We start from the raw sequence: 21,706 nt of genomic DNA on the forward strand, positions 1-21,706 counted from the left end.
TGACGACCGGCGAAGAACCTACGGAGACAGAGCAGATGAGCGTGAGCGACCAGGGCGCCACGGTGTGGCTGACCGGGCTGCCGAGCGCGGGCAAGACCACGATCGCCTACGCGCTGGCCGAGCGGCTGCGCGCCGAGGGCCACCGTGTGGAGGTGCTCGACGGGGACGAGATCCGCGAGTTCCTCTCCGCCGGCCTCGGTTTCACCCGCGAGGACCGGCACACCAACGTGCAGCGGATCGGCTTCGTCGCCGAGCTCCTCGCGAGCAACGGCGTCAAGGCGCTGGTGCCGGTGATCGCGCCGTTCGCGGACAGCCGTGAGGCCGTCCGCAAGCGGCACGCCGCCGAGGGCACCTCGTACCTGGAGGTCCACGTGGCCACCCCGGTCGAGGTCTGCTCCGAGCGCGACGTGAAGGGCCTGTACGCCAAGCAGGCGGCGGGCGAGATCTCCGGTCTGACCGGGGTCGACGACCCGTACGAGGCACCGGAGTCCCCGGACCTCCGTATCGAGTCGCACACGCAGACCGTGCAGGAGTCGGCCTCGGCCCTGCACGCACTGCTCACCGAGAGGGGTCTGGCATGACCACGGCCGCACACCTGCACACCGATTCCGGCTCCGACGCCCCGTACGCGCTGTCGCACCTGGACGCGCTGGAGTCCGAGGCGGTGCACATCTTCCGCGAGGTGGCGGGCGAGTTCGAGAAGCCGGTGATCCTGTTCTCCGGCGGCAAGGACTCCATCGTCATGCTGCACCTGGCGCTGAAGGCGTTCGCGCCGGCGCCGGTGCCCTTCACGCTGCTGCACGTCGACACGGGGCACAACTTCCCCGAGGTGCTGGAGTACCGCGACCGCACGGTCGAGAAGCACGGCCTGCGCCTGCACGTGGCCTCCGTCCAGGAGTACATCGACGCGGGCAAGTTGCGCGAGCGCCCCGACGGCACCCGCAACCCGCTGCAGACCGTGCCGCTGACCGAGGCGATCCAGAGCCTGAAGTTCGACGCCGTCTTCGGCGGCGGCCGCCGCGACGAGGAGAAGGCCCGCGCCAAGGAGCGGGTGTTCAGCCTGCGCGACGAGTTCTCGCAGTGGGACCCGCGCCGCCAGCGCCCCGAGCTGTGGCAGCTCTACAACGGCCGCCACGCCCCGGGCGAGCACGTGCGCGTCTTCCCGCTCTCGAACTGGACCGAGCTGGACGTCTGGCAGTACATCGCCCGCGAGGGCATCGAGCTGCCGGAGATCTACTTCGCCCACGAACGCGAGGTGTTCCTGCGCAACGGCATGTGGCTGACGGCGGGCGAGTGGGGCGGCCCGAAGCAGAGCGAGACGCCCCAGACGCGCCTCATCCGCTATCGCACCGTCGGCGACATGTCCTGCACCGGCGCCGTCGACTCCGACGCCACCTCGCTGGACGCCGTGATCGCCGAGATCGCCGTCTCCCGTCTCACCGAGCGGGGCGCGACCCGCGCCGACGACAAGATGTCCGAGGCCGCGATGGAAGACCGCAAGCGCGAAGGGTACTTCTAGACATGACCAGCACCACCGAGCAGTTCGCCGACGTGTCGGCGACCACCCTGCTGCGCTTCGCGACCGCCGGTTCCGTCGACGACGGCAAGTCCACCCTGGTGGGCCGGCTGTTGCACGACTCCAAGTCGGTCCTCACCGACCAGATGGAGGCCGTCGAGGCCGTCTCCGCACAGCGCGGCCAGGACGCCCCGGACCTCGCGCTGCTCACCGACGGCCTGCGGGCCGAGCGGGAGCAGGGCATCACCATCGACGTCGCCTACCGGTACTTCGCCACCGCGCGCCGCCGGTTCATCCTCGCGGACACCCCGGGGCACGTGCAGTACACCCGGAACATGGTCACCGGCGCCTCCACCGCCGACCTGGCCGTGGTCCTCGTCGACGCCCGCAACGGCGTGATCGAGCAGACCCGCCGGCACGCGGCCGTCGCCGCCCTGCTGCGCGTGCCGCACGTGGTCCTGGCCGTCAACAAGATGGACCTCGTGGGCTACCAGGAGTCGGTCTTCGCCGCCATCGCCGAGGAGTTCACCGCGTACGCCTCGGACCTGGGCGTCCCGGAGATCACCGCCATCCCGATCTCGGCCCTGGCCGGGGACAACGTGGTGGAGCCCTCCGCCAACATGGACTGGTACGGCGGCCCGACGGTGCTGGAGCACCTGGAGACCGTCCCGGTCAGCCACGACCTCACGGCCTGCCCGGCGCGCTTCCCGGTGCAGTACGTGATCCGTCCGCAGTCCGCCGAGCACCCCGACTACCGCGGCTACGCGGGCCAGATCGCCTCCGGCGTGCTGCGCGTCGGCGAGGCCGTGACCGTCCTGCCGTCGGGCCGGACCTCCGTCATCGAGGGCATCGACGCGCTCGGCGAGAGCGTGGACATCGCCTGGGCCCCGCAGTCGGTGACGCTGCGCCTGCGGGACGACATCGACATCTCGCGCGGCGACCTGATCGCGCCGTCCGCGAGCGCCCCGGCCACCACCCAGGACGTCGAGGCGACGGTCTGCCACGTGGCCGACCAGCCCCTGGCCGTCGGCGCCCGGGTGCTGATCAAGCACACGACCCGCACGGTCAAGGCCATCGTCAAGGAGATCCCCTCCCGGCTGACCCTGGACGACCTGTCCCAGCACCCGAACCCCGGGCAGCTGGTCGCCAACGACATCGGCCGCGTCGTCGTCCGCACCGCCGAGCCGCTCGCGCTCGACGCGTACGCCGACTCGCGCCGCACCGGATCCTTCCTCCTGATCGACCCCGCCGACGGAACCACCCTGGCGGCCGGCATGGCCGGCGAGTCCTTCGCCTCCAGGGCCGACACGACCGTCCAGGCCGACGAGGAAGGCTGGGACTTCTAAACCATGCTCCCCGACATCTACTCCACCTTCGCGAAGGAGGGCGGCCGCGTGGGCAGCGGCGCCCTCGGCAGCGGCCAGGGAGGGGTGGCGCGATGTGCGCGATGACGTACGCGCACCGCATGCGCGCCCACACCCCCCACGAGCCGTACCCGACCTCGCTCCACGAACGAAGACGTGCGTCATGAGATGACGCCGTCACGAGAGGAAGCCCTCCCGTGCCTGCCACCGCCACCGCCCGCACCACCCTCCGCCGCGGCATCGTCGCAGCCGCCGCTCTGCCGCTCCTGATCGGTGCGCTCGCCTCCTGCGGCTACGGTTCCGAGGCGAAGAAGGACGAACCGAAGGCCGCGGACGCCGCCGACGCCGACGCCGGCAAGAAGCTCTCCGCCGCCGAGGTCCGCATCGGGTACTTCCCGAACCTGACGCACGCCACCGCACTCGTCGGCCTCCAGGAAGGCCTGATCGAGAAGGAACTGAACGGCACCAAGGTCAAGCCGCAGTCCTTCAACGCCGGCCCGTCCGAGATCGAAGCCCTCAACGGCGGCTCTCTCGACATCGGCTTCATCGGCCCCTCCCCCTCGATCAACGGCTACGTCAAGTCCAAGGGCTCCAACCTGCGGATCATCTCCGGATCCGCCTCCGGCGGCGTCAAGCTCGTCGTCAACCCCGACAGGATCAAGAGCCTCGACGACCTCAAGGGCAAGAAGATCGCCACCCCGCAGAAGGGGAACACGCAGGACGTCGCGTTCCTCAACTGGATCTCCGAGAAGGGCTGGACGGTCGACCCCGAGTCCGGCAAGGGCGACGTCTCCGTCGTCCGCACCGACAACAAGGTCACCCCCGACGCCTTCAAGCAGGGCTCGATCGACGGCGCCTGGGTCCCCGAGCCCACCGCCTCCAAGCTCGTCTCCGACGGCGGCTCCGTCCTCCTCGACGAGACCGCCCTGTGGCCCGACAAGAAGTTCGTGATCACGAACATCATCGTGTCCCAGAAGTTCCTCAAGGAGCACCCGGACGTCGTCGAGGCGGTCCTCAAGGGCACCGTCAAGACCAACGAGTGGATCAACGCCAACCCGGACAGGGCCAAGGCCTCCGCCAACGCCAAGCTCCAGGCCGACAGCGGCAAGGCACTCGACGCGAAGGTCATCGACCCCGCGTGGCCCAGCATCGCCATCACCGACGACCCGCTGGCCGCCACCCTCAAGACCCAGTCCGAGTGGGCCGTCAAGGCCAAGCTCATCGAGCAGCCCGACCTCGCCGGCATCTACGACCTCACGCTCCTGAACAAGGTGCTCAAGGCCGCCGGCAAGCCCGAGGTCTCCGACGCCGGACTCGGCACCAAGTAACCCCGCAATCCAGCAACCCCAGGAGGTGACGACCATGGCCACTACGCTTGCCAAGGCTGCCGAGGGCTCCGTCGCGGAGCGCACGCACGCCGCCCGCATCGGGCACGTCTCGAAGTCCTTCTCCGGCCCGGCCGGATCGCAGCTCGTCCTGGACGACATCAGCCTCGATGTCGCTCCCGGAGAGTTCGTCACCATCCTGGGTGCCTCGGGGTGTGGAAAGTCCACGCTGCTGAACCTGGTCGCGGGTCTGGACAAGCCGTCCGCGGGGTCCATCGAGACCCCCGGCGGCCGTCCGGCGCTGATGTTCCAGGAGCACGCCCTCTTCCCGTGGCTGACCGCGGGCAAGAACATCGAACTCGCCCTGCGTCTGCGCGGGGTGGCCAAGGCCGAGCGCCGTCCGGAGGCCGAGCGGCTGCTGGAGCTGGTCCGCCTCGGCGGCTCCTACGGCAAGCGGGTGCACGAGCTGTCCGGCGGCATGCGCCAGCGCGTGGCCCTGGCCCGGGCGCTCGCCCAGGACAGCCGGCTGCTGCTGATGGACGAGCCGTTCGCCGCCCTCGACGCCATCACCCGGGACGTACTGCACGGCGAACTCACCCGCATCTGGGCCGAGACCGGACTGTCCGTCCTCTTCGTCACCCACAACGTGCGCGAGGCCGTCCGCCTCGCCCAGCGCGTGGTCCTGCTCTCCTCCCGGCCCGGCCGGGTCGCCAAGGAATGGACCGTGGACATCCCGCAGCCGCGCCGCATCGAGGACGCGGACGTCGCCGAGCTGTCCCTCGAGATCACTGAACACCTGCGTGGGGAGATCCGCCGCCATGGCCAGCACTGACACCACCTCGAAGGCCACGGGCAAGAGCGACGACCTGGCCGGCCTCGAGGCGGGCCTCGACGCCCTCGACGCGATCCAGACCCACCGCACCCCGGTCCGCGAGATCCTCGTCAAGAAGATCTTCCCGCCCGTCCTGGCCGTGGGCCTCGTGCTCATCGTCTGGCAGGTGCTCGTCGCGACGAAGGTCACCGAGGAGACCAAGCTGCCCGCGCTGTCCGCGGTGTGGGACAGCCTGTCCGACATGTGGCTCAAGGGGACGCTGCTGGAGGTCATCTGGACCAGCGTCTCCCGCGGCCTGCTCGGCTTCCTGCTGGCCCTGGCCATCGGCACCCCCCTCGGCCTGCTCGTCGCCCGGGTGAAGTTCGTCCGCGCCGCGATCGGCCCGATCCTGCAGGGCCTGCAGTCGCTGCCGTCGGTGGCCTGGGTGCCGCCGGCCGTCCTGTGGTTCGGCCTGAACGACGCCATGATGTTCACGGTGATCCTGCTGGGCGCCGTCCCGTCCATCGCCAACGGCCTCGTCTCCGGCATCGACCAGATCCCGCCGCTCTACCTGCGGGCCGGCCGCACCCTGGGTGCCACCGGTCTGCGCGGAGCCCGGCACATCGTGATGCCGGCCGCGCTGCCCGGCTACCTGGCCGGTCTGAAGCAGGGCTGGGCCTTCTCCTGGCGCTCGCTGATGGCCGCCGAGATCATCGCCTCCTCACCGGACCTGGGCCTGGGCCTGGGCCAGTTGCTGGAGAACGGCCGCAACAACATCGACCTGCCCGGCGTGTTCCTCGCGATCATCCTGATCCTGGTGGTCGGCATCGCCATCGACCTGCTGATCTTCAGCCCCGTCGAGCGGTGGGTGCTGCGCAGCCGCGGCCTGCTGGCGAAGAGCTGATCGCCATGTCCCCCGCACTCCTGGTCATCGCCCACGGCAGCCGCGACCCGCGGCACGCGGCGACCGTGCACGCCCTCACCGGGCGGGTACGGTCGCTGCGGCCGGGGCTGCGCGTGGAGACGGCCTTCCTCGACTTCAACACCCCGTCGGTGGGGCAGGCCCTGTCCGCGCTCTACCTCTCCGGCGTACGGGAGGTCGTGGCCCTCCCGCTGCTGCTGACCCGTGCCTTCCACGCGAAGTCCGACATCCCGGCGGCGCTCGCCGAGTCGACCTCGCGCCTGCCGGGGCTGTCGGTGCGGGTGGCGGACGTCCTCGGACCGTCCCCGCTCCTGCTGACCGCCCTCGAACGCCGGCTCTCCGAAGCCGGCCTCACCCCGGCGGACCGCGCCACCACCGCAGTGGTGCTCGCGTCCGCCGGCTCCACGGACCCGGAGGCGATCGCAGTGATCGCTGAAACCGCGCGGGAGTGGCGGCGCACCGGTTGGTGTGCCGTGCGGCCTGCGTTCGCCTCCGCCGCACTGCCCCGTACGGAGGACGCCGTACGGGCCCTGCGCGCCGAGGGCTTCGAGCGGGTGGCGGTGGCCCCGTACGTCATCGCCCCCGGCCGTCTCCCGGACCGCATTGCGGCCGGCGCCGGTGCCGCGGGCGCGGATGTCGTCGCGGACGTGCTGGGCGCGGCCCCGGAACTGGCCCGGCTGCTGCTGCGCCGCTTCGACGCCTCGGCCGCCGCTCCCGCGGGGCTCCCGGCCCTGACGGCCTGACCGGGCGGACGGCAGCAGCCACATCCAGCCTCGCCGGCGTTTGAGGCGCGGGGTCCGGGGCGGCGCCCCCGGCGGCGGCGCCGCAGCCGGGGGACTACGCGCGGGCCGCGGCCTCGTCGGCCAGGGCGGCGAGGTCCTCGATGGACATCGCGCCCGGGGGCAGGCCCTCGCGGGCGAAGATGTTGGCCGCGTGCCGCAGCACGTCGTTGACCGGGGTCGGCACCCCGTGCAGACGGCCCAGCAGGGAGATCTCCCCGTTGAGGTAGTCCGCCTCCACCGAGCCCGTCCCGCGCGCCAGGCTCTGCCAGGACGAGCCGCCCCGCACCCCGGCCGGCTGCTCCACCTTGCCGTCGCGGGCCAGCGACTGCTCGGCGTCCGAGGCGTACGGGACGCCCGCGGCCCGGAAGGCGGCCTTGCCCTCGCGGACCGCCCGCAGCAGCAGCGCCGCCTTCGCCGGGTCCGGCTCCGGGCCGGTGGTCGCCTGGATCGCGTTGCCCAGATTGCCCAGCAGCTTCGCGTACTTCCACCGCATCACGTCCTCGACCGCCGGCGCACCGAAGCCCGCCTTGGCGAGGTCCGCCGCGACGGCCCGGGACAGGGCGTCCGTGCCGCCGGCCGCCCGGCCCAGGTGCAGGATGCCGGTCAGCGGCGCGCACAGCGCCGAGACCACGCCCGGCTCCAGGAAGGTCGCGGGCAGCCAGACGCACACCCCGTAGACGCGCGCGAAGCGCCGTAGGGCGAGCCGCTCGCTCTCCACGCCGTTCTGCGCGCACAGCACCGGCAGCCGCTGCGCCGCCGTACCGCCGCCTGCGACCTCCGCGTCGCCCCACGCGTCGAGTGCGGCGATGGCGTCCTGTGTCTTCACGGCCAGCAACAACACGTCGTCGGGGCGCAGTTCACCGAGCTCGTCCGGTCCGGTGACCACGGGCAGCCGGTGCACCCGGGTCCCGTCGGCCGTGGTGAGGCGCAGTCCGTCGGCCCGCAGGGCCTCCGCGTGCGCGCCACGGGCGACGAGGACGACCTCGCCGCCCGCCTCCGCGAGCCGTCCGCCGATGGTGGCGCCGACCGCGCCCGCGCCGATGATGATGTAACGCATGCCACGAGCCTGGCACATCCGGCCCCCCGCGTGACCGTCGGGGGGCGGGGCGAACGAAGTACCGAGCCCGATCAGGGCTCCCGGTCAGGCTCCGGTCAGCTCCACGAGTTTCGCGACGGTGTTCCAGTTGCGGGTGGTCACGTCGATGCCCTTGACGACGGCGGGCCTGGCGAGGGCCTCGGCCAGCTTGGAGCGGCCGAGGCCGTCGGGGACGTAGAGGTAGAGGACCCGGTCGCCGAGCCGGTACTCCTCGGGGAGGTACGAGGCTTCGTCGAGCGCGACGAAGCGCTCCGGGCCGGGCTGTTCGGAGCAGAAGGTGGCGTGCAGCTGCTTGCCCTCCAGCTCGGCGGCCGGGAAGGGGCAGGCCTCGGCGACGGCGCGCAGGTACGCGCCGTCCAGCACCAGGCAGGCCACGCGGAAGCCGAAGCGGTCCTCGATGGCCGCCTCCAGCTCCCGGGTGAGGACCGCCGGGTCCTGCTGCGCGCTGCTGAAGACGGCGTTGCCGCTCTGCAGGTACGTCTGCACGTCGCCGTGGCCGAGCCCTTCCAGGAGCGAACGCAGCTCTGCCATCGGGACCTTCTTGTTCCCCCCGACGTTGATCCCGCGCAGCAGCGCCGCGTACTTCTTCGTCATGGCCTTCTTCGTCTTCATGGGCGCACCCTAGGACCCGGCTATGACAATTCGGCCTCGATCAGGTCGGCGGCCTGCCGTGTGCCGCCCTCGGTGGCCATCTGCGCGCGGACGGCCTCGGCGCGGGCGGCGACCGCGGGGTCCGCGACGAGTTGGAGGACCGCCTCGCGCAGGGTCGCGGCGTCCGCCTCCGCCATCGGGACGTGCCGGGCCACGCCGAGCGAGACGAGCATGTCGGCGTTGCCGAACTGGTCGACGGCCTGCGGGACGGCGACCATCGGGGTGGCGGTGGCGAGCCCCTCCTGGCTGCCGCCGGCGCCCGCGTGGGTGATGAAGGCGTCGGCCCGGCGCAGGATGTCCAGCTGGGGGACCCAGCGGTGGACCTCGACGCCGGCCGGGACCGGGCCCAGGTCGGCCTCGTCGGTGAACTTGCCGATCTGGAGGACGAGGTACCAGTCGGGCAGGTCCGCGAAGGCCTCGATGCAGGCGCGGTAGAAGGCGGGCTGCTTGGTGAAGGCCGAGCCGAGCGAGACGAGTACGAGCTTCTTGCCCTCGGCGGCCGCCGGCCGCCGCCAGGTCCCCTGGGTCGCGCTGCGGTCCCCCTGGCAGGCGCCGACGAAGGTGTACACGGACCCGTCGACGCGGTCGGCGTGCGGCTGGAGCGCCCGGGGGATGAGGACGAGGCTGCGCCGCGGGCGGCCCTGGAAGCGGTCGACGTCGTCGCCGAGGCCGTTCTCGGTGAGCCAGGCCGCGAAGGCGGCGTAGTACGCCCGGCCGCGTTCGGAGGCCTTCAGCTCGGCGAACATCGGCTCGGCCACCTCCTGCTCGTAGCCCTCCCAGGCGACCAGGTTCGGGGAGAGGGAGACGGCGGGGACTCCCCAGCGGTGGGCGAGCACGGGCGCGGGGTAGGAGGTGATGTCGTGGAGGACGAGGTCGGGCTCGTCGCCCTCGAAGGCGGCGGCGAGCTGCGGGAGCGCCTGGACGGCGTCCTTCAGGAAGGGCTCCAGGTTCTCGATGAGCTCGGTGCCCCAGGCCTCCGGCTCGTCGTCGGTGGGCAGGGTGGAGGTGTAGATCACGGGCGTGGCGCCGGTCTCCGCGATCTTCTCGGCGAAGGAGGCGGGGATGGCGTAGCTGACGCGGTGGCCCCGCGCCACGAGTTCGCGGATCACCTCGATGCTCGGGTTCACGTGCCCGTGGGCGGCGATGGAGAACATGGCGATGTGGGCGGGCTTCGCTGTGGTCATGATCGGACGATAAGCGAGACGATACGTCTCGTGCAACATATTTCCCGCGGCTCAGGAAGGACCGGCCGGACCGGACGGACGGGAGGCGCCCGACGGACCCGGCGGCCGATGCGGACCGGACGAGCCGTTCGGCCCCGACGAGCCGGACGGGTGACCCGGGCCCCTCATGCGCTCGATGTCGACGCTCAGCGAGTCCAGCCAGGCGAGCGCGGCGAAGAACCGCGGCGAGGAGACCCCCGGCGGCCCGTCCGCCGCGGACCCGCCGGGCAGCGGCACGCTCTGCGGATCCGCGGCCTCCGGTGCCACCCCCACCGCCTCGGCCGCCTCCCGCATCCGCGTGGCCACCCCGGCCGCCCGGCCGTCCAGCCGGGCGCCGTTCGCCGGCCCCACCGCCGGACCTCCCCGGACGAACAGCCGCCGCGAACCCCACAGCACGTGATGGCCCGACATCATGGCCGCCTGCCAGTCCGTCGTGGGGTCCTCGGACGTCCGGGGCTCGTTCTGGTGCTGCGCGAACGCGGACTCCGCCATCGTCAGCGCGTGCTGGAGCGGCCGGTCGTCGGGGACGTGCCCCGGCCCGCCCTCCACCACGGCGGCCGTGGTGCGCTCGACCGTCTCGGCCTCCGTCGTCAGCAGCAGGGCGACCGCCCGGTGCAGCTCGCGCTGCGCCCCGCGCGGCCAGGCGAGCACCCCGAACACGACGCCGATCATGCTGCCGATGACCACGTCCAGGATCCTGACCTCGGCCAGCTGCCAGGTCACGGGTGCCAGCTGGGCGAAGACGAAGGCCACCACGAGGGTGAACATGCCCTGGGCCCAGCCCACGCCCCGGACCGGACCCACCCGGAAGGCGGTCATCATCACGAACGGCAGGGCGATGGCGTAGACGGTGGTATGGCCGCCGATCAGGGCCAGCAGCAGCCCGGTGGCCAAGGCGCCGAGCAGGGTCCCGGTGATCGCCACGCGTACGGTCGCCCGTGTCTGGGCGGCGGTGGTCCGGGTCAGGCTGAGGACGGCCAGCATCGCCCAGAAGCCGTGGGGCAGCGAGTCCACGCCCGCCACCGTGCGGGCGGCCGCCAGCGCGAGGCTGATCCGGACGGCGTTCTGGAAGTACACCGAGCGCGGCCCTGCGTGTCCCGCCAGCCGGTGCCACCACAGGCGCGGCGCGAGCCTGCCCGCGTACCAGAACCGGCCCGAATCGACGTCGTCGGGCACCCGCGCGCGACGGCCCCGTACCGCCAGCTCGGCGGCCGTCGTCAGGGCCACGGCCGCGTCCGCCACCTCCAGCAGCGCCGCCCGGCGGCGCCCCCGCGCGGCGGTCGCGGGTGCCTCCCGCGCGGCCGACGCAGAGGCCTGCTCCCGCACGCGCCGCAGGGCGGCGGCCGCTTCGGTCGTACCGGACGTGCCGTCCAGCAGGGTGGCCGTCTCGGTGACGGCCCGGCCGACCGCGGCCAGCACCTCGGCCTCCTGCTCCATCGGCACCGGGCCCGGGGGCGGGGGCGGCGGGGGAAGGTTCACCAGGCGGGCGAGGAGCGTGCGTGCGGCCAGGCCCGCGTGGGACAGGGCGCGGTCACGCAGGCCCGGCCCGGCGGGGCGGTCGGCCTCGTCGACCCGGAAGGGGCGCAGCGACTCGCCGGCCGCCCGGGCCGTCTCCGCCGACGCGGCGGACAGCGCGTACGGGGCGCGGCCCAGCTCGGCGACGCAGCGGGCGGCGGTCCCGGCCGCGTCGGCGGCCAGCCGACGGTAGGTGGGCCCGGGCTCCTCGGGCAGCACGAAGGCCTCGGCGAGGACCAGCAGCAGAAGGCCGAAGGTGGCCCCCACCAGCCGTTCGCCCAGGGTGTCGGGAGCGTAGGGCGGGAAGCACGGCAGGATGTAGAGCAGTTGCAGCCCCGGCGCGGCGCCCGCCGCGCGGGGCCCGGCCGCCGCCACGAAGGCCAGGAAGAAGCCGATCAGGAGCATGCCGACGACGGCGCTCCAGGTCCGGATCGCGAGGTAGGTGCCGAGCGTCAGCAGCACCCAGGCCGCGGGGGTCGCCTTGACCATGACGGCCGCCCGCTGGCGTCCGGTGCCGGGGATGTGGGAGAGCGCCGCCATCGACACCGCGGCGAACAGCGCGTACGTCGCCGCCACCGGCCGGTCCAGCGCGTACAGGCAGATGAAGAACGAGACACATGCGGAGAGGGTGGTGCGCAGGGCGCGCCGCGTCACGACCGCGGGGCCGCGGTCGGCGCTTCCCTCGGGTTCGGCGCCCATGAGTCCAGGATCGGGCCACTCGCCGGAAGCCACCACATACTGTCGGGCACAGGCGGATCAAGGACGAAGGGCGGGGCCGGCGGTATGGACGAGGCGCGGGCGAGGGAAGTTCTGGCGGTTGCCGGCCTGACCCGGGGCGGGCCCGGGGAAGCGGCCCTCCTCGCTCTCGGCGAGAACGCGGTCTTCGCCGTCGGTGACCTGGTGGTCAAGGTGGGCCGGGAGGCGGCGCTGCTGGCGCGGGCCGAGCGGGAACTCGCGGTGTCCGAGTGGTTCGCCGCCTCCGGGGTTCCGGCGGTCCGCGCGGCCGAGCCGAGGCCGCGGCTGGTGGACGGGCACCCGCTGACCCTCTGGCACCGTCTGCCGGACCCGGTGCGGCCCGCCGGGGCCGAGGATCTCGCGGCGCTGCTGCGCCTGGTGCACGCACTGCCCGAGCCCCCGTTCACCCTGCCCGCCCGGGGTCTGCTGGACGGGGTCGAGCGCTGGCTGCGGCTGGCGGGCGCGGCCGTCGCCCCGGCCGACGCGGCCTACCTGCGAGCCCGCCGGGACGCCTACGCCGGCGAGGTGGCCGACCTGACCCCGCACCTGCCCCGGGGGCCGGTCCACGGCGACGCGCTGCCCCGCAACGTGCACGTGGGCCCGGACGGCCCGGTCCTGGTGGACCTGGAGACCGTGTCGGCGGATCTGCGCGAGCACGATCTGGTGGTGATGGCGCTGGCCCGCGACCGGTACGGCTTGCCCGCCGAGGAGTACGGGGCCTTCGTGGCGGCGTACGGGTGGGACGTCCGCGACTGGGCGGGCTGCGCGGTCCTGCGCGGCGCCCGGGAAACGGCCGGCTGCGCCTGGGTCGCCCAGCACGCCCCGGCCGACCCGGCGGCCCGGGCCGAATTCCGCCATCGGGTGGCCTCCCTCAGGGACGGCGACCGGGAGGCGCGCTGGCATTCGTTCTAGGGGACGCCCCGCGCCGCGCCGACCGGAAGTCCGGTCGGCGCGGGCGGGCGTCCTGCGGCTCCTACGAGGTGTAGTAGCCGGCCACGTCGGCGATGAGGTGCACCGATCCGGCGTGGTTGTAGAAACTGACCTTCCCGTTCACGACGGGGACGACCACCAGGTTCGGAATGGTCTGCCCCGCGGTGAAGTTCAGGTTCGACGCACTCGTGCGCGTCGTACCGTTCGGATACACCGATACGAAACTCCCCGCGGTCGGTTCGGTGGCGGTGACGTTCAGCACCACCGCGGTGGCGCCCGCGGGGATCCCGGCCGTGCCCGCGACCTGCAGGGTCACCGTCCCGGCCTCAGCCACCTTCGCCTTCGGCACACCCAGGCCCTCACGGGTGTCCATCAACCGCGTCGGCGTGATCGGCTTGTACAGGGAGCCCGAACCATCGGTCGTGTAGAAACCCGCCACGTCGGCGATCAGATCAACCGAACCCGCGTGGTTGTAGAAACTGACCTTCCCGTTCACCACCGGAACGACCACCAGGTTCGGAATGGTCTGCCCCGCCGTGAAGTTCAGGTTCGACGCACTCGTACGCGTCGTACCGTTCGGATACACCGAAACGAAACTCCCCGCCGTCGGCCCCGTGGCGGTGACGTTCAGCACCACCGCGGTGACACCCGTCGCCGGGATCCCGGCCGTGCCCGCGACCTGCAGGGTCACCGTCCCGGCCGCACCCACCTTCGCCTTCGGCACACCCAGACCCTCACGGGTGTCCATCAACCGCGTCGGCGTGATCGGCCTGTACGTCGAACCCGAACCGTCCGTCGTGTAATAGCCGGCCACATCCGCGATCAGGTGAACGGAACCCGCATGGTTGTAGAAACTGACCTTCCCGTTCACGACGGGAACGACGACCAGATTCGGAATGGTCTGCCCCGCGGTGAAGTTCAGGTTCGACGCACTCGTGCGCGTCGTACCGTTCGGATACACCGAAACGAAACTCCCCGCCGTCGGCTCCGTCGCCGTGACGTTCAGAACAACAGCCGTCGCACCCGCCGGAATCCCGGCCGTGCCCGCGACCTGCAGGGTCACCGTCCCGGCCTCGCCCACCTTCGCCTTCGGCACACCCAGACCCTCACGGGTGTCCATCAACCGCGTCGGCGTCACCGGCTTGTAGGTACCCAGCCCGGAGACCGCGGGCGGTGTCACCGTCAACGTGCCCTGCGCGAAGTGGAAGTTGAGCGCCGCGACGGTGATGTTCCAGTTGCCGGCCGGGGCCGTGCGCAGGTCCACGGTCGCCTTCAGCGTCCGGGCGTCGTCGGAGACGGACACGGTCTTGGCCGTCAGGGGCGCCGGCCCTCCGGTCAGCTCAACGGTGGTGTTCATCCCGAGGGCCGTGCCCTGGACGGTGAGGGTCGCGACCGTACCGCTCTGCGCGGTGGTCGGTGTGACCGTCCCGACGGACACCTCCTCGGAGCCGCAGGGCGCGGTGGTGCAGACGAGCTGGGCACGGTACGCCGTACGTTCCACCCGGTCCGGCAGCGTGAGGACGAACAGGCTCTGGTCGACGCCCTGGCAGTTGTAAGGGGACGAGTGGCCCGTGCAGAGGTCGGTTCCGGCCTTGGTGTAGAGCGCGGGCCGCGGGATGTCCTGCCCGCCGTCCGTCGCAGTGATGTCGGCCCGGAACTGGTCACCCGAGACGCTCGGCAGGACCGCGCAGGCACCCGTGCGCTCCCCGGAGAGAGTGCCGGTCACCGGGCCGTATCCGTACGCGACCGATCCGGCACGGGTGCACTCGGGCGCCGCGCCGGCGGCCGTGGCGATCCGCCAGGCGTCGAGGCTGTAGGACCCGGGCAGGGACCAGTCCTGCGGGACCTGGGTCACGACCTGGTAGCTGGTCGAACCGGTGACCGTGCACGCCCAGCTCTTCTGGTGGCAGGCGATGCCGCCGTTGGCGTCCATGATCAGCATGTGGGTGCTGTCGTGGGCGTCCCGGACGTCGACGCGCAGCCGGTCCGTGGCGGCGGCCGTGGTGATCCGGTGGCAGCGCAGGGTGCCGTTCTGACCGGAGGCACCGGTCGTGGCCGGAGCACCGACGGCCGTAGCGGCGGAGGCGGTGCAGCCCGGGGCCGTGGCGGTGACGTCCCGGCGGTCCAGGGTGTGGGTGCGCGGGGCGTCCTGGCCCTGCAGGAGCAGGGTGTAGCCCTTGCCGGCGGTGAAGGAGCAGCTGGTGAGACCGTCCGTCCGGCCGCCGGCCGGGTGCGCGTAGCAGGAGGGCGGCCCGTTGCCGTCGGTGTCCACGATGATGAGCGCGTAGCGCGGGAACAGCTCCGTGTCGTCCGGGAATCCGAAGCGGACGCGCAGGAGCTCCTCGGTGGAGTGGGCGCCGGCCGGGACGGTCAGGCAGTGCGAGAAGACGCCGTTGCCGGTGTCCAGGCGCACGGCCGCCGCGTCGTCGGCGAAGGTGCCCGCGGGCAGGACCTGACAGCCGTTCTGGAGGTTGTCCGTCCGGACGAAGTGGACGCCGTACGGCCCGGTCGCGGTGTCGTCCTCGGCGCGCACCAGCGCGCGGAAGGGCGCCGTTCCCGTGAGGGCGCAGCCGCCCCGGGCAAGCTCGAGGGCGGTGCACTGTGCGGTGCCGTCACGGTCGACCACCTCGACCGTGACGGTCGGGCTCGCGCCGCCGAGCGAGGTGAGGGCGGCGATCCGGGCGCCCTTCGGGCTCGGCAGCTGAAGGCAGTGCGTCTGCCCGGCGGCGGTGAAGCTGCCCGCGTACCGTCCCTCGGTGACGGCGACGCAGTCCTCGGCGGCCGGCGCGGCCTGAGCGGCGCTCACCGGCAGGAGAAGCGCGGCGAGGACGGCCAGCAGACACGTCATTACGGTGGAAAAAGGATGTCTAGCGGATGCCATTGGCGTTGGCATGAACCCCCCAGGGTGATGTTGCGACGAGTGATCGTCGCACATCCGTACGGGTCGGCCCGCCTTCATTTCACGCAGGCGGGACGGGTCAGGCGGGGACCAGGCCGCGCAGGGGCCAGGCCTCGTCGATCACCGCGTCCGGGGTGCCCTGACGGCGCAGGTACGACTGGAAGTCCCGGGCCCAGCGCGCGTGCCAGGTGCTCTGCCGAGCGTGCAGGTCGGCCGGGGTGAGCGCGGCCACCTCCGGGTGGCGCTCGGCTATCGCGCGGGCCACCTGGACCGCGGCCAGCGCGTCCGCCCCCGCGTCGTGCGCGTCGTCGAGGGTGACCCCGTACACCCCGCAGACCGCCTCCAGGGTGCGCTTGCCCCGCCGGTAGCGGTCCACGGCCCGGTCGATGGTCAGCGGGTCCACCACCGGGCCGGTCTGCGCCCCGCCCAGCCGGTCGGCCAGCGACGGCAGCCCGTGCCGGGCCAGCTCGGCCGTCAGCAGGGTCAGGTCGAAGGCCGCGTTGTACGCGACGACCACCGCGCCGGCCCGCCAGTGGCCGACCAGGGCCTCGGCGACCTCGTCCGCGACCTCCCGCACCGGGCGGCCCTCGGCGACCGCGCGCTCCGTGCTGATCCCGTGGATCGCCGAGGCCCCTTCCGGGATCGGTATCCCCGGATCCGCGAGCCAGCCGCGCCGCTCGCGCACCGCACCGCCGCGCACCTCGATCAGGGCCGCCGTCACGATCCTCGACTCCCCCGGCTCCGTGCCGGTCGTCTCCAGGTCGAATCCGATCAGCACACCGCCGTGCCAGTCCCCCATGCCGCGCCAGTCCTCCACCCCGTACCCCTCCCCCGTACACCTTCGGTCAACGGCTTTCAGCCTGCCACGGGGCACTGACAGCCCGGCTGCCGGGGCGTGGAGCACGCACCCCCGCCGGTCAGGACACCGGCCGGGAGTCCTCCCACATCGACTCGAACTCCTCGCGGTACGTCGTGAACAGCCCGTGGTCCGCGTCCTTCGGCACTCCGCGCCCGCCGCCCCGCAGCACCAGGACGGGGGACTCCATGCCGCGCGCCCGTCGCAGGTAGGACTGCACCACCGCGATGCCCGAGGACTGTCCCTCCACCAGGTAGGCGGTGAACCGCGGGGTCTCGTCGAAGACGTGGATCTCGAAGCGGGAGGGGTCCCGCAGGCCCGCGCGGACCCGGCGGACGTGCAGGATGTTCATCTCCACCGAGCGGCTCAGCTCACCCTTGCGCAGTCCCAGTTCCCGTTCGCGCCGCTTCACGGCGCTGCTCGCCGGGTTCAGGAACAGCAGCCGCACCCGGCAGCCGGCCTCGGTGAGCCGGACGAGTCTTCGGCCCGAGAAGTTCTGGACCAGCAGGTTGAGCCCTATGCCGATGGCGTCGAGCCGCCGCGCCCCGCCGAAGAGGTCCTCGGCCGGGAGCTGCCGCTGCAGCCGCACGCGGTCCGGGTGGACCGAGATGACGTCCGCGTACCGGTCGCCGACCAGGTCCTCGACGGCGTCGATCGGCAGCCGCTCGGCCGAGGGGCTGCCGGAGACCCCGCCCAGGACCTCCAGCAGGCGCGCCGAGGCCCGCTCCGCCTGCTCCAGCACGGGCCGGGACAGTGCCCGGTTGCGGGAGACGACGTTGCGGGTGACCTCCAGCTCGTCCAGGGCCAGCTCGATCTCGCGCCGGTCGTCGAAGTACGGCTCGAAGCACGGCCAGTGCTGGACCATCAGCTCCCGCAGCTGGGGCAGGGTCAGGAAACTCAGCACGTTGTCGTCGGCCGAGTCGAGCAGGTAGCCCTTGCGGCGGCTGACCTCGCGCACGGCGACGGCCCGCTGCACCCATTCCTGCCCGGCGGGCCCGGCGGCCGCGACGACCCAGTCGTCCACGCCGTGCACCGGTTCGTAGATCGGCTTGAGCACCGCCCCGACCACCGCACGCAGCCGTTGTTCGATGAGGTTCAGCCAGATGTACGCGCGACCGGCGCGCTGCGCCCGGGTGCGGACCTCGCTCCAGGCCTCCGCACCCCAGTCCAGTTCGACGCCCGCCCCCGCACTCCCGGCCGCAGCCGGGCCGCCCGCCAGGGAGACCGCCCCGGTCGGGAGCCCCTCCGGTGCCCCGCCGGGGACACCCCCTGGGGCGTCCGCCGGGCCACCCTCGTGACTGCTGTCACCAGGGGGCAGCTCCAGACCTCCCGAGCTCACCCGTGCACCGCCTTCTGCGTCTGGACGCCCGTCTCCAGTGATCACGGAAGGGTACTCCGCGCGCGCGGCCCGCTGCAGCCCGACGGTCCGTACGGCGGCCGTCCGTTGACCCATTATCCGATCCGCAGACAGTCCGCTGACCCGCATATCGGCTCTGCGGGTCACCCGGTAGGACCCCTGCCAAGTCCGCGCTTGGGGCCCCTCTTTCGGGGAAGATCTGCCAGGGACGTGGTCCACGCCGGGTCAGCCGGGACATCTTCGGACAACCAGGGAAGAGTCGTTATCTATGCAGGTCTGGCCGGGACAGGCGTATCCGCTGGGTGCCACGTACGACGGCGCCGGCACCAACTTCGCGGTCTACTCGGAGGCCGCCCGACGCATCGAGCTGTGTCTTCTGCACGACGACGGGTCCGAGTCCGCCGTGGAACTGCGTGAGACGGACGCCTTCGTCCGCCACGCCTACCTGCCCGGCGTCATGCCGGGCCAGCGCTACGGGTTCCGTGTCCACGGCCCGTACGAGCCCGAGCGCGGCCGCCGCTGCAACCCGGCGAAGCTGCTGCTGGACCCGTACGCGCGGGCCATCAGCGGCCGGGTCAGCTGGAACGAGGCGGTCTACGGCTACCACTTCGGCCGGCCCGACTCGCGCAACGACCTGGACTCCGCCCCGCACACGATGAGCTCGGTGGTGGTGAATCCGTACTTCGACTGGGCCAACGACCGGCCGCCGCGCCACGAGTACCACCACACCGTGCTGTACGAGGCGCACGTCAAGGGCCTGACCATGCGTCACCCGGATCTTCCCGAGGAGCTGCGCGGCACCTACGGGGCGCTCGCGCACCCGGCGGTCATCGGCCACCTCACCAAGCTCGGGGTGACGGCGCTGGAGCTGATGCCGGTGCACCAGTTCGTCAATGACCACCGGCTGGTCAACGACGGGCTGAGCAATTACTGGGGTTACAACACCATCGGATTCTTCGCCCCGCACAACGGCTACGCCTCGGGCGACCGCGGCCAGCAGGTGCTGGAGTTCAAGTCGGCCGTCCGGGCCCTGCACGAGGCCGGCATCGAGGTGATCCTCGACGTGGTCTACAACCACACCGCCGAGGGGAACCACCTGGGCCCGACCCTGTCCTTCCGCGGGCTGGACAACGCCTCGTACTACCGGCTGGCGGACGATCCGCGCCACTACATGGACACCACGGGGACCGGGAACTCGCTGCTGATGCGCTCCCCGCACGTGCTCCAGCTGATCATGGACTCGCTGCGGTACTGGGTCACCGAGATGCACGTGGACGGCTTCCGCTTCGACCTGGCGGCGACGCTGGCCCGCCAGTTCCACGAGGTGGACCGGCTGTCGTCGTTCTTCGACCTGGTCCAGCAGGATCCGGTGGTCAGCCAGGTGAAGCTGATCGCGGAGCCCTGGGACCTGGGCGAGGGCGGCTACCAGGTGGGCAACTTCCCGCCGCTGTGGACCGAGTGGAACGGCAAGTACCGGGACACCGTACGGGACCTGTGGCGCGGGCAACCCCGTACGCTCGCGGAGTTCGCGGGACGGCTGACGGGCTCGTCGGACCTCTACCAGGACGACGGGCGGCGGCCGCTCGCGTCCATCAACTTCACCACCTGCCACGACGGTTTCACCCTGAACGACCTGGTCTCGTACGACGAGAAGCACAACGAGGCCAACCGGGAGGGCAATCGGGACGGCGAGACCCACAACCGGTCCTGGAACTGCGGGGTGGAGGGACCCACCGAGGATCCCGAGATCACGGAGCTGCGCGAGCGCCAGATGCGCAACTTCACGGCCACCCTGATGCTGTCGCAGGGGGTGCCGATGCTCAGCCACGGCGACGAGTTCGGCCGTACCCAGGAGGGCAACAACAACGCCTACTGCCAGGACAACGCGCTGGCGTGGGTGGGCTGGCCGGAGCCCGGCAAGCCGGCGCCGTCGCTGCTGGAGTTCACCCGCCGGATGGTGTGGCTGCGCCGGGACCACCCGGTCTTCCGGCGGCGCCGGTTCTTCCACGGGCGGCCGGTGGAGGGCACGCACGACGAGCTCTCCGACATCGCCTGGTTCACCCCGCACGGGGAGGAGATGCGGGCGCGCGACTGGCAGGCGCAGCACGCGCGGGCGCTGACCGTCTTCCTCAACGGGGAGGCGATCTCCGAGCCGGGCACCCGCGGGGAGCGGATCACCGACGACTCGTTCCTGCTGATGTTCAATGCGGGCGCGGAGCCGCAGGACTTCACGGTCCCGGCGGGCCACGGCGCGCAGTGGCGGCTGGTGGTGGACACGGCTCGGGCGGACGTACTGCCACCCGGCACCGGGCCGCAGTTCGCGGCAGGTGACCGGGTGGCGCTGACGGGACGGTGTCTGGTGGTGCTTCAGCGCCCGGCGTAGGCGGCGCCGTTCTCCTCCGTCACCGGCGACCCGGTCCGCGGGCCCGGAACGCTCCCCCCGACGGGGTGCGTACCGGCCGCGGGCACCCGGGTGACGAGGGAGAGGAGCAGGCAGAGGGCGGCCGCCCCGACGGCCACGGCGAAGGCCCCGGCGGGGCCGTACGCCTCGGCGAGGCGTCCGCACACGACGAGCGCCGTGGCCTGCCCGGCCACCAGGCAGCTGGCGGCGAAGGCCATCGAGGTGGAGAGCCGGGCCGGTTCCACGGCCCGCTCGGTGAGCGCGAACGCCGTGATGAGGTGGGGTGCGTAGGCGGCGCCGAGCACGGTGACGACGGCGTACAGCGGCCACAGGCCGTCGGTGACCAGCAGCGGCGCGGAGAACACCAGCGCAGCACCCGTCGCCACCCGCCAGCGCAGCCGCAGACCGAAACGGGCGGGCAGCGCGCCGAGCGAGATGCCGACGACCGCGCTGACGACACCCATGGCGGAGTAGACGACGGCGGCCTGGTCGGGGACGCCGAGCCGGATGGTGAGGGCGGTGATGCCCGCCTGGCAGGCGCCGAACATGGCGCCCTGGAGGGCGAGGGAACCCCGTACCGCGTGGACCACCGCGGGCGGGCGGACCCGGCCTCCGGTGCTCCGGCCTCCCGCGCCCCGGTCCCGCGCGGGCGGCCCTCCCCCGGGCTCCGTCCGGGGGCGCCCCCCGGTGACGGCGGCGGTCGGGTGCAGTGCGTAGACGGTGCCGAAGACGGCCACGAGGCCGGCCGCGGCGGCCAGGGCGAAGGCCGGGTGGGCGAGGAGGGCGGCGAGTCCGACGAGGGCGGGCCCGAAGACGAAGGAGACCTCGTCCAGGGTGCCTTCGAGCGCGTGGACGGCGCCGACGACGCTCTCGTCGGCGTCGGCCCGGCGGGCCAGGGCCACCGACCGGGTGCGGGCGAGCGGGCCGATCAGCGGTACGGAGGCTCCGGTGAGGGCGCCGATCGCGGCGAGCGGGACGGTGGCCAGGTGGGTGAGCGCCCCGGTGACCAGCGCGGCGGTGGCCACGGCGTTGACGGCGGCCGCGGCCAGGACGACGGGACGCTGTCCGTGCCGGTCGGCGAGCCAGCCGAGGACGGGGCCGAAGAGGACCTGTCCGACGGAGAGGGCGCCGCCCACCACGCCCGCGGTGGCGAGGGAGCCGCTGGTCTGGGCTACCAGCAGGAAGCTGCCGAACTGGGACATCGCGACGGGCAGTCGGGCGAGGAATGAGACGAGCGGGAGTAGGGGCCCGGTCAGGGCGATGACTCTTCGATAGGTGTTGACGGTTCCAACCACTTGATCAACGCTAACCCGGCGCAGTCAC

Annotated in this window: 17 protein-coding genes; 9 read left to right on the plus strand and 8 right to left on the minus strand. The window is 72.6% G+C overall.

Annotation, left to right across the window (positions count from 1 at the left end; all coding sequences use genetic code 11):
• Positions 1-35 precede the first annotated feature (35 nt).
• From cysC to OG373_RS10160, 7 genes are all read left to right on the plus strand, one after another.
• Positions 36-581, plus strand: coding sequence for an adenylyl-sulfate kinase (gene cysC / locus OG373_RS10130; protein WP_350993795.1), 546 nt, complete (start codon positions 36-38; stop codon positions 579-581).
• A complete protein-coding gene (cysD, locus tag OG373_RS10135) occupies positions 578-1,519 on the plus strand; it encodes a sulfate adenylyltransferase subunit CysD (protein ID WP_397729884.1) in 942 nt (313 codons plus the stop codon). The genes cysC and cysD overlap by 4 nt, the downstream gene beginning before the upstream one ends.
• Positions 1,520-1,521: 2 nt before the next feature.
• A complete protein-coding gene (locus OG373_RS10140; protein ID WP_405437612.1) occupies positions 1,522-2,862 on the plus strand; it encodes a sulfate adenylyltransferase subunit 1 in 1,341 nt (446 codons plus the stop codon).
• A gap of 215 nt (positions 2,863-3,077) precedes the next feature.
• On the plus strand, positions 3,078-4,208 hold the full coding sequence (locus OG373_RS10145; protein WP_405437614.1) for an aliphatic sulfonate ABC transporter substrate-binding protein: 1,131 nt from the start codon (positions 3,078-3,080) through the stop codon (positions 4,206-4,208).
• 34 nt (positions 4,209-4,242) lie between these two features.
• On the plus strand, positions 4,243-5,037 hold the full coding sequence (locus OG373_RS10150) for an ABC transporter ATP-binding protein (RefSeq protein WP_397729888.1): 795 nt from the start codon (positions 4,243-4,245) through the stop codon (positions 5,035-5,037).
• Complete coding sequence (locus OG373_RS10155) at positions 5,024-5,920, plus strand: ABC transporter permease (RefSeq protein WP_405437615.1); 897 nt, start codon at positions 5,024-5,026, stop codon at positions 5,918-5,920. The genes OG373_RS10150 and OG373_RS10155 overlap by 14 nt, the downstream gene beginning before the upstream one ends.
• Before the next feature lie 5 nt (positions 5,921-5,925).
• Positions 5,926-6,681, plus strand: coding sequence for a sirohydrochlorin chelatase (locus tag OG373_RS10160; RefSeq protein WP_405437617.1), 756 nt, complete (start codon positions 5,926-5,928; stop codon positions 6,679-6,681).
• A 94-nt stretch (positions 6,682-6,775) separates the two neighbouring features.
• On the opposite strand, the gene OG373_RS10165 is transcribed toward OG373_RS10160, so the two are convergent.
• The 4 genes from OG373_RS10165 to OG373_RS10180 all read right to left on the minus strand — a co-directional run bounded on the left by OG373_RS10165 (position 6,776) and on the right by OG373_RS10180 (position 11,904).
• A complete protein-coding gene (locus OG373_RS10165; protein ID WP_405437619.1) occupies positions 6,776-7,777 on the minus strand; it encodes a ketopantoate reductase family protein in 1,002 nt (333 codons plus the stop codon).
• A gap of 84 nt (positions 7,778-7,861) precedes the next feature.
• Positions 7,862-8,410 carry a DUF1697 domain-containing protein gene (locus OG373_RS10170; RefSeq protein WP_405444011.1) on the minus strand — a complete coding sequence of 183 codons (549 nt, stop codon included), beginning with the start codon at positions 8,408-8,410 and terminating at the stop codon, positions 7,862-7,864.
• Between the two features lie 38 nt (positions 8,411-8,448).
• On the minus strand, positions 8,449-9,690 hold the full coding sequence (gene mgt, locus OG373_RS10175) for a macrolide-inactivating glycosyltransferase (protein ID WP_405437620.1): 1,242 nt from the start codon (positions 9,688-9,690) through the stop codon (positions 8,449-8,451).
• 12 nt (positions 9,691-9,702) lie between these two features.
• On the minus strand, positions 9,703-11,904 hold the full coding sequence (locus tag OG373_RS10180) for an FUSC family protein (protein WP_405437622.1): 2,202 nt from the start codon (positions 11,902-11,904) through the stop codon (positions 9,703-9,705).
• 84 nt (positions 11,905-11,988) lie between these two features.
• Between OG373_RS10180 and OG373_RS10185 the strand changes: the two genes are divergently transcribed.
• Positions 11,989-12,852 carry a phosphotransferase enzyme family protein gene (locus OG373_RS10185; RefSeq protein WP_405437624.1) on the plus strand — a complete coding sequence of 288 codons (864 nt, stop codon included), beginning with the start codon at positions 11,989-11,991 and terminating at the stop codon, positions 12,850-12,852.
• Between the two features lie 61 nt (positions 12,853-12,913).
• Here the strand turns inward: OG373_RS10185 and OG373_RS10190 are convergent, their stop codons facing one another.
• From OG373_RS10190 to OG373_RS10200, 3 genes are all read right to left on the minus strand, one after another.
• Entirely contained in the window at positions 12,914-15,718 is a 2,805-nt protein-coding gene (locus OG373_RS10190) for a hypothetical protein (RefSeq protein ID WP_405437626.1), read from the minus strand.
• A 130-nt stretch (positions 15,719-15,848) separates the two neighbouring features.
• On the minus strand, positions 15,849-16,568 hold the full coding sequence (locus OG373_RS10195; RefSeq protein ID WP_189968296.1) for a 3'-5' exonuclease: 720 nt from the start codon (positions 16,566-16,568) through the stop codon (positions 15,849-15,851).
• A gap of 118 nt (positions 16,569-16,686) precedes the next feature.
• Positions 16,687-17,964 carry an SAV2148 family HEPN domain-containing protein gene (locus OG373_RS10200; RefSeq protein WP_397729896.1) on the minus strand — a complete coding sequence of 426 codons (1,278 nt, stop codon included), beginning with the start codon at positions 17,962-17,964 and terminating at the stop codon, positions 16,687-16,689.
• A 286-nt stretch (positions 17,965-18,250) separates the two neighbouring features.
• On the opposite strand from OG373_RS10200, the gene glgX reads away from it, so the two are divergent.
• Positions 18,251-20,365 carry a glycogen debranching protein GlgX gene (gene glgX, locus OG373_RS10205; protein ID WP_405437628.1) on the plus strand — a complete coding sequence of 705 codons (2,115 nt, stop codon included), beginning with the start codon at positions 18,251-18,253 and terminating at the stop codon, positions 20,363-20,365.
• On the opposite strand, the gene OG373_RS10210 is transcribed toward glgX, so the two are convergent.
• Entirely contained in the window at positions 20,350-21,678 is a 1,329-nt protein-coding gene (locus tag OG373_RS10210; protein ID WP_405437629.1) for an MFS transporter, read from the minus strand. The genes glgX and OG373_RS10210 overlap by 16 nt on opposite strands.
• Between the last annotated feature and the right edge of the window lie 28 nt (positions 21,679-21,706).

This window comes from Streptomyces avidinii, assembly GCF_045161815.1.
Classification (GTDB): Bacteria; Actinomycetota; Actinomycetes; order Streptomycetales; family Streptomycetaceae; genus Streptomyces; species Streptomyces avidinii.

Bases quoted from the DNA above. Each gene is read 5' to 3' on its own strand.
- glgX (WP_405437628.1), top strand. From the start codon at position 18,251: ATGCAGGTCTGGCCGGGACAGGCGTATCCGCTGGGTGCCACGTACGAC.
- OG373_RS10165 (WP_405437619.1), bottom strand. From the start codon at position 7,777: ATGCGTTACATCATCATCGGCGCGGGCGCGGTCGGCGCCACCATCGGC.
- mgt (WP_405437620.1), bottom strand. From the start codon at position 9,690: ATGTTGCACGAGACGTATCGTCTCGCTTATCGTCCGATCATGACCACA.
- cysC (WP_350993795.1), top strand. From the start codon at position 36: ATGAGCGTGAGCGACCAGGGCGCCACGGTGTGGCTGACCGGGCTGCCG.
- OG373_RS10190 (WP_405437626.1), bottom strand. From the start codon at position 15,718: ATGACGTGTCTGCTGGCCGTCCTCGCCGCGCTTCTCCTGCCGGTGAGC.
- OG373_RS10180 (WP_405437622.1), bottom strand. From the start codon at position 11,904: ATGGGCGCCGAACCCGAGGGAAGCGCCGACCGCGGCCCCGCGGTCGTG.
- OG373_RS10185 (WP_405437624.1), top strand. From the start codon at position 11,989: ATGGACGAGGCGCGGGCGAGGGAAGTTCTGGCGGTTGCCGGCCTGACC.
- OG373_RS10170 (WP_405444011.1), bottom strand. From the start codon at position 8,410: ATGACGAAGAAGTACGCGGCGCTGCTGCGCGGGATCAACGTCGGGGGG.
- OG373_RS10150 (WP_397729888.1), top strand. From the start codon at position 4,243: ATGGCCACTACGCTTGCCAAGGCTGCCGAGGGCTCCGTCGCGGAGCGC.
- OG373_RS10140 (WP_405437612.1), top strand. From the start codon at position 1,522: ATGACCAGCACCACCGAGCAGTTCGCCGACGTGTCGGCGACCACCCTG.
- OG373_RS10195 (WP_189968296.1), bottom strand. From the start codon at position 16,568: ATGGGGGACTGGCACGGCGGTGTGCTGATCGGATTCGACCTGGAGACG.
- OG373_RS10160 (WP_405437617.1), top strand. From the start codon at position 5,926: ATGTCCCCCGCACTCCTGGTCATCGCCCACGGCAGCCGCGACCCGCGG.
- OG373_RS10155 (WP_405437615.1), top strand. From the start codon at position 5,024: ATGGCCAGCACTGACACCACCTCGAAGGCCACGGGCAAGAGCGACGAC.
- cysD (WP_397729884.1), top strand. From the start codon at position 578: ATGACCACGGCCGCACACCTGCACACCGATTCCGGCTCCGACGCCCCG.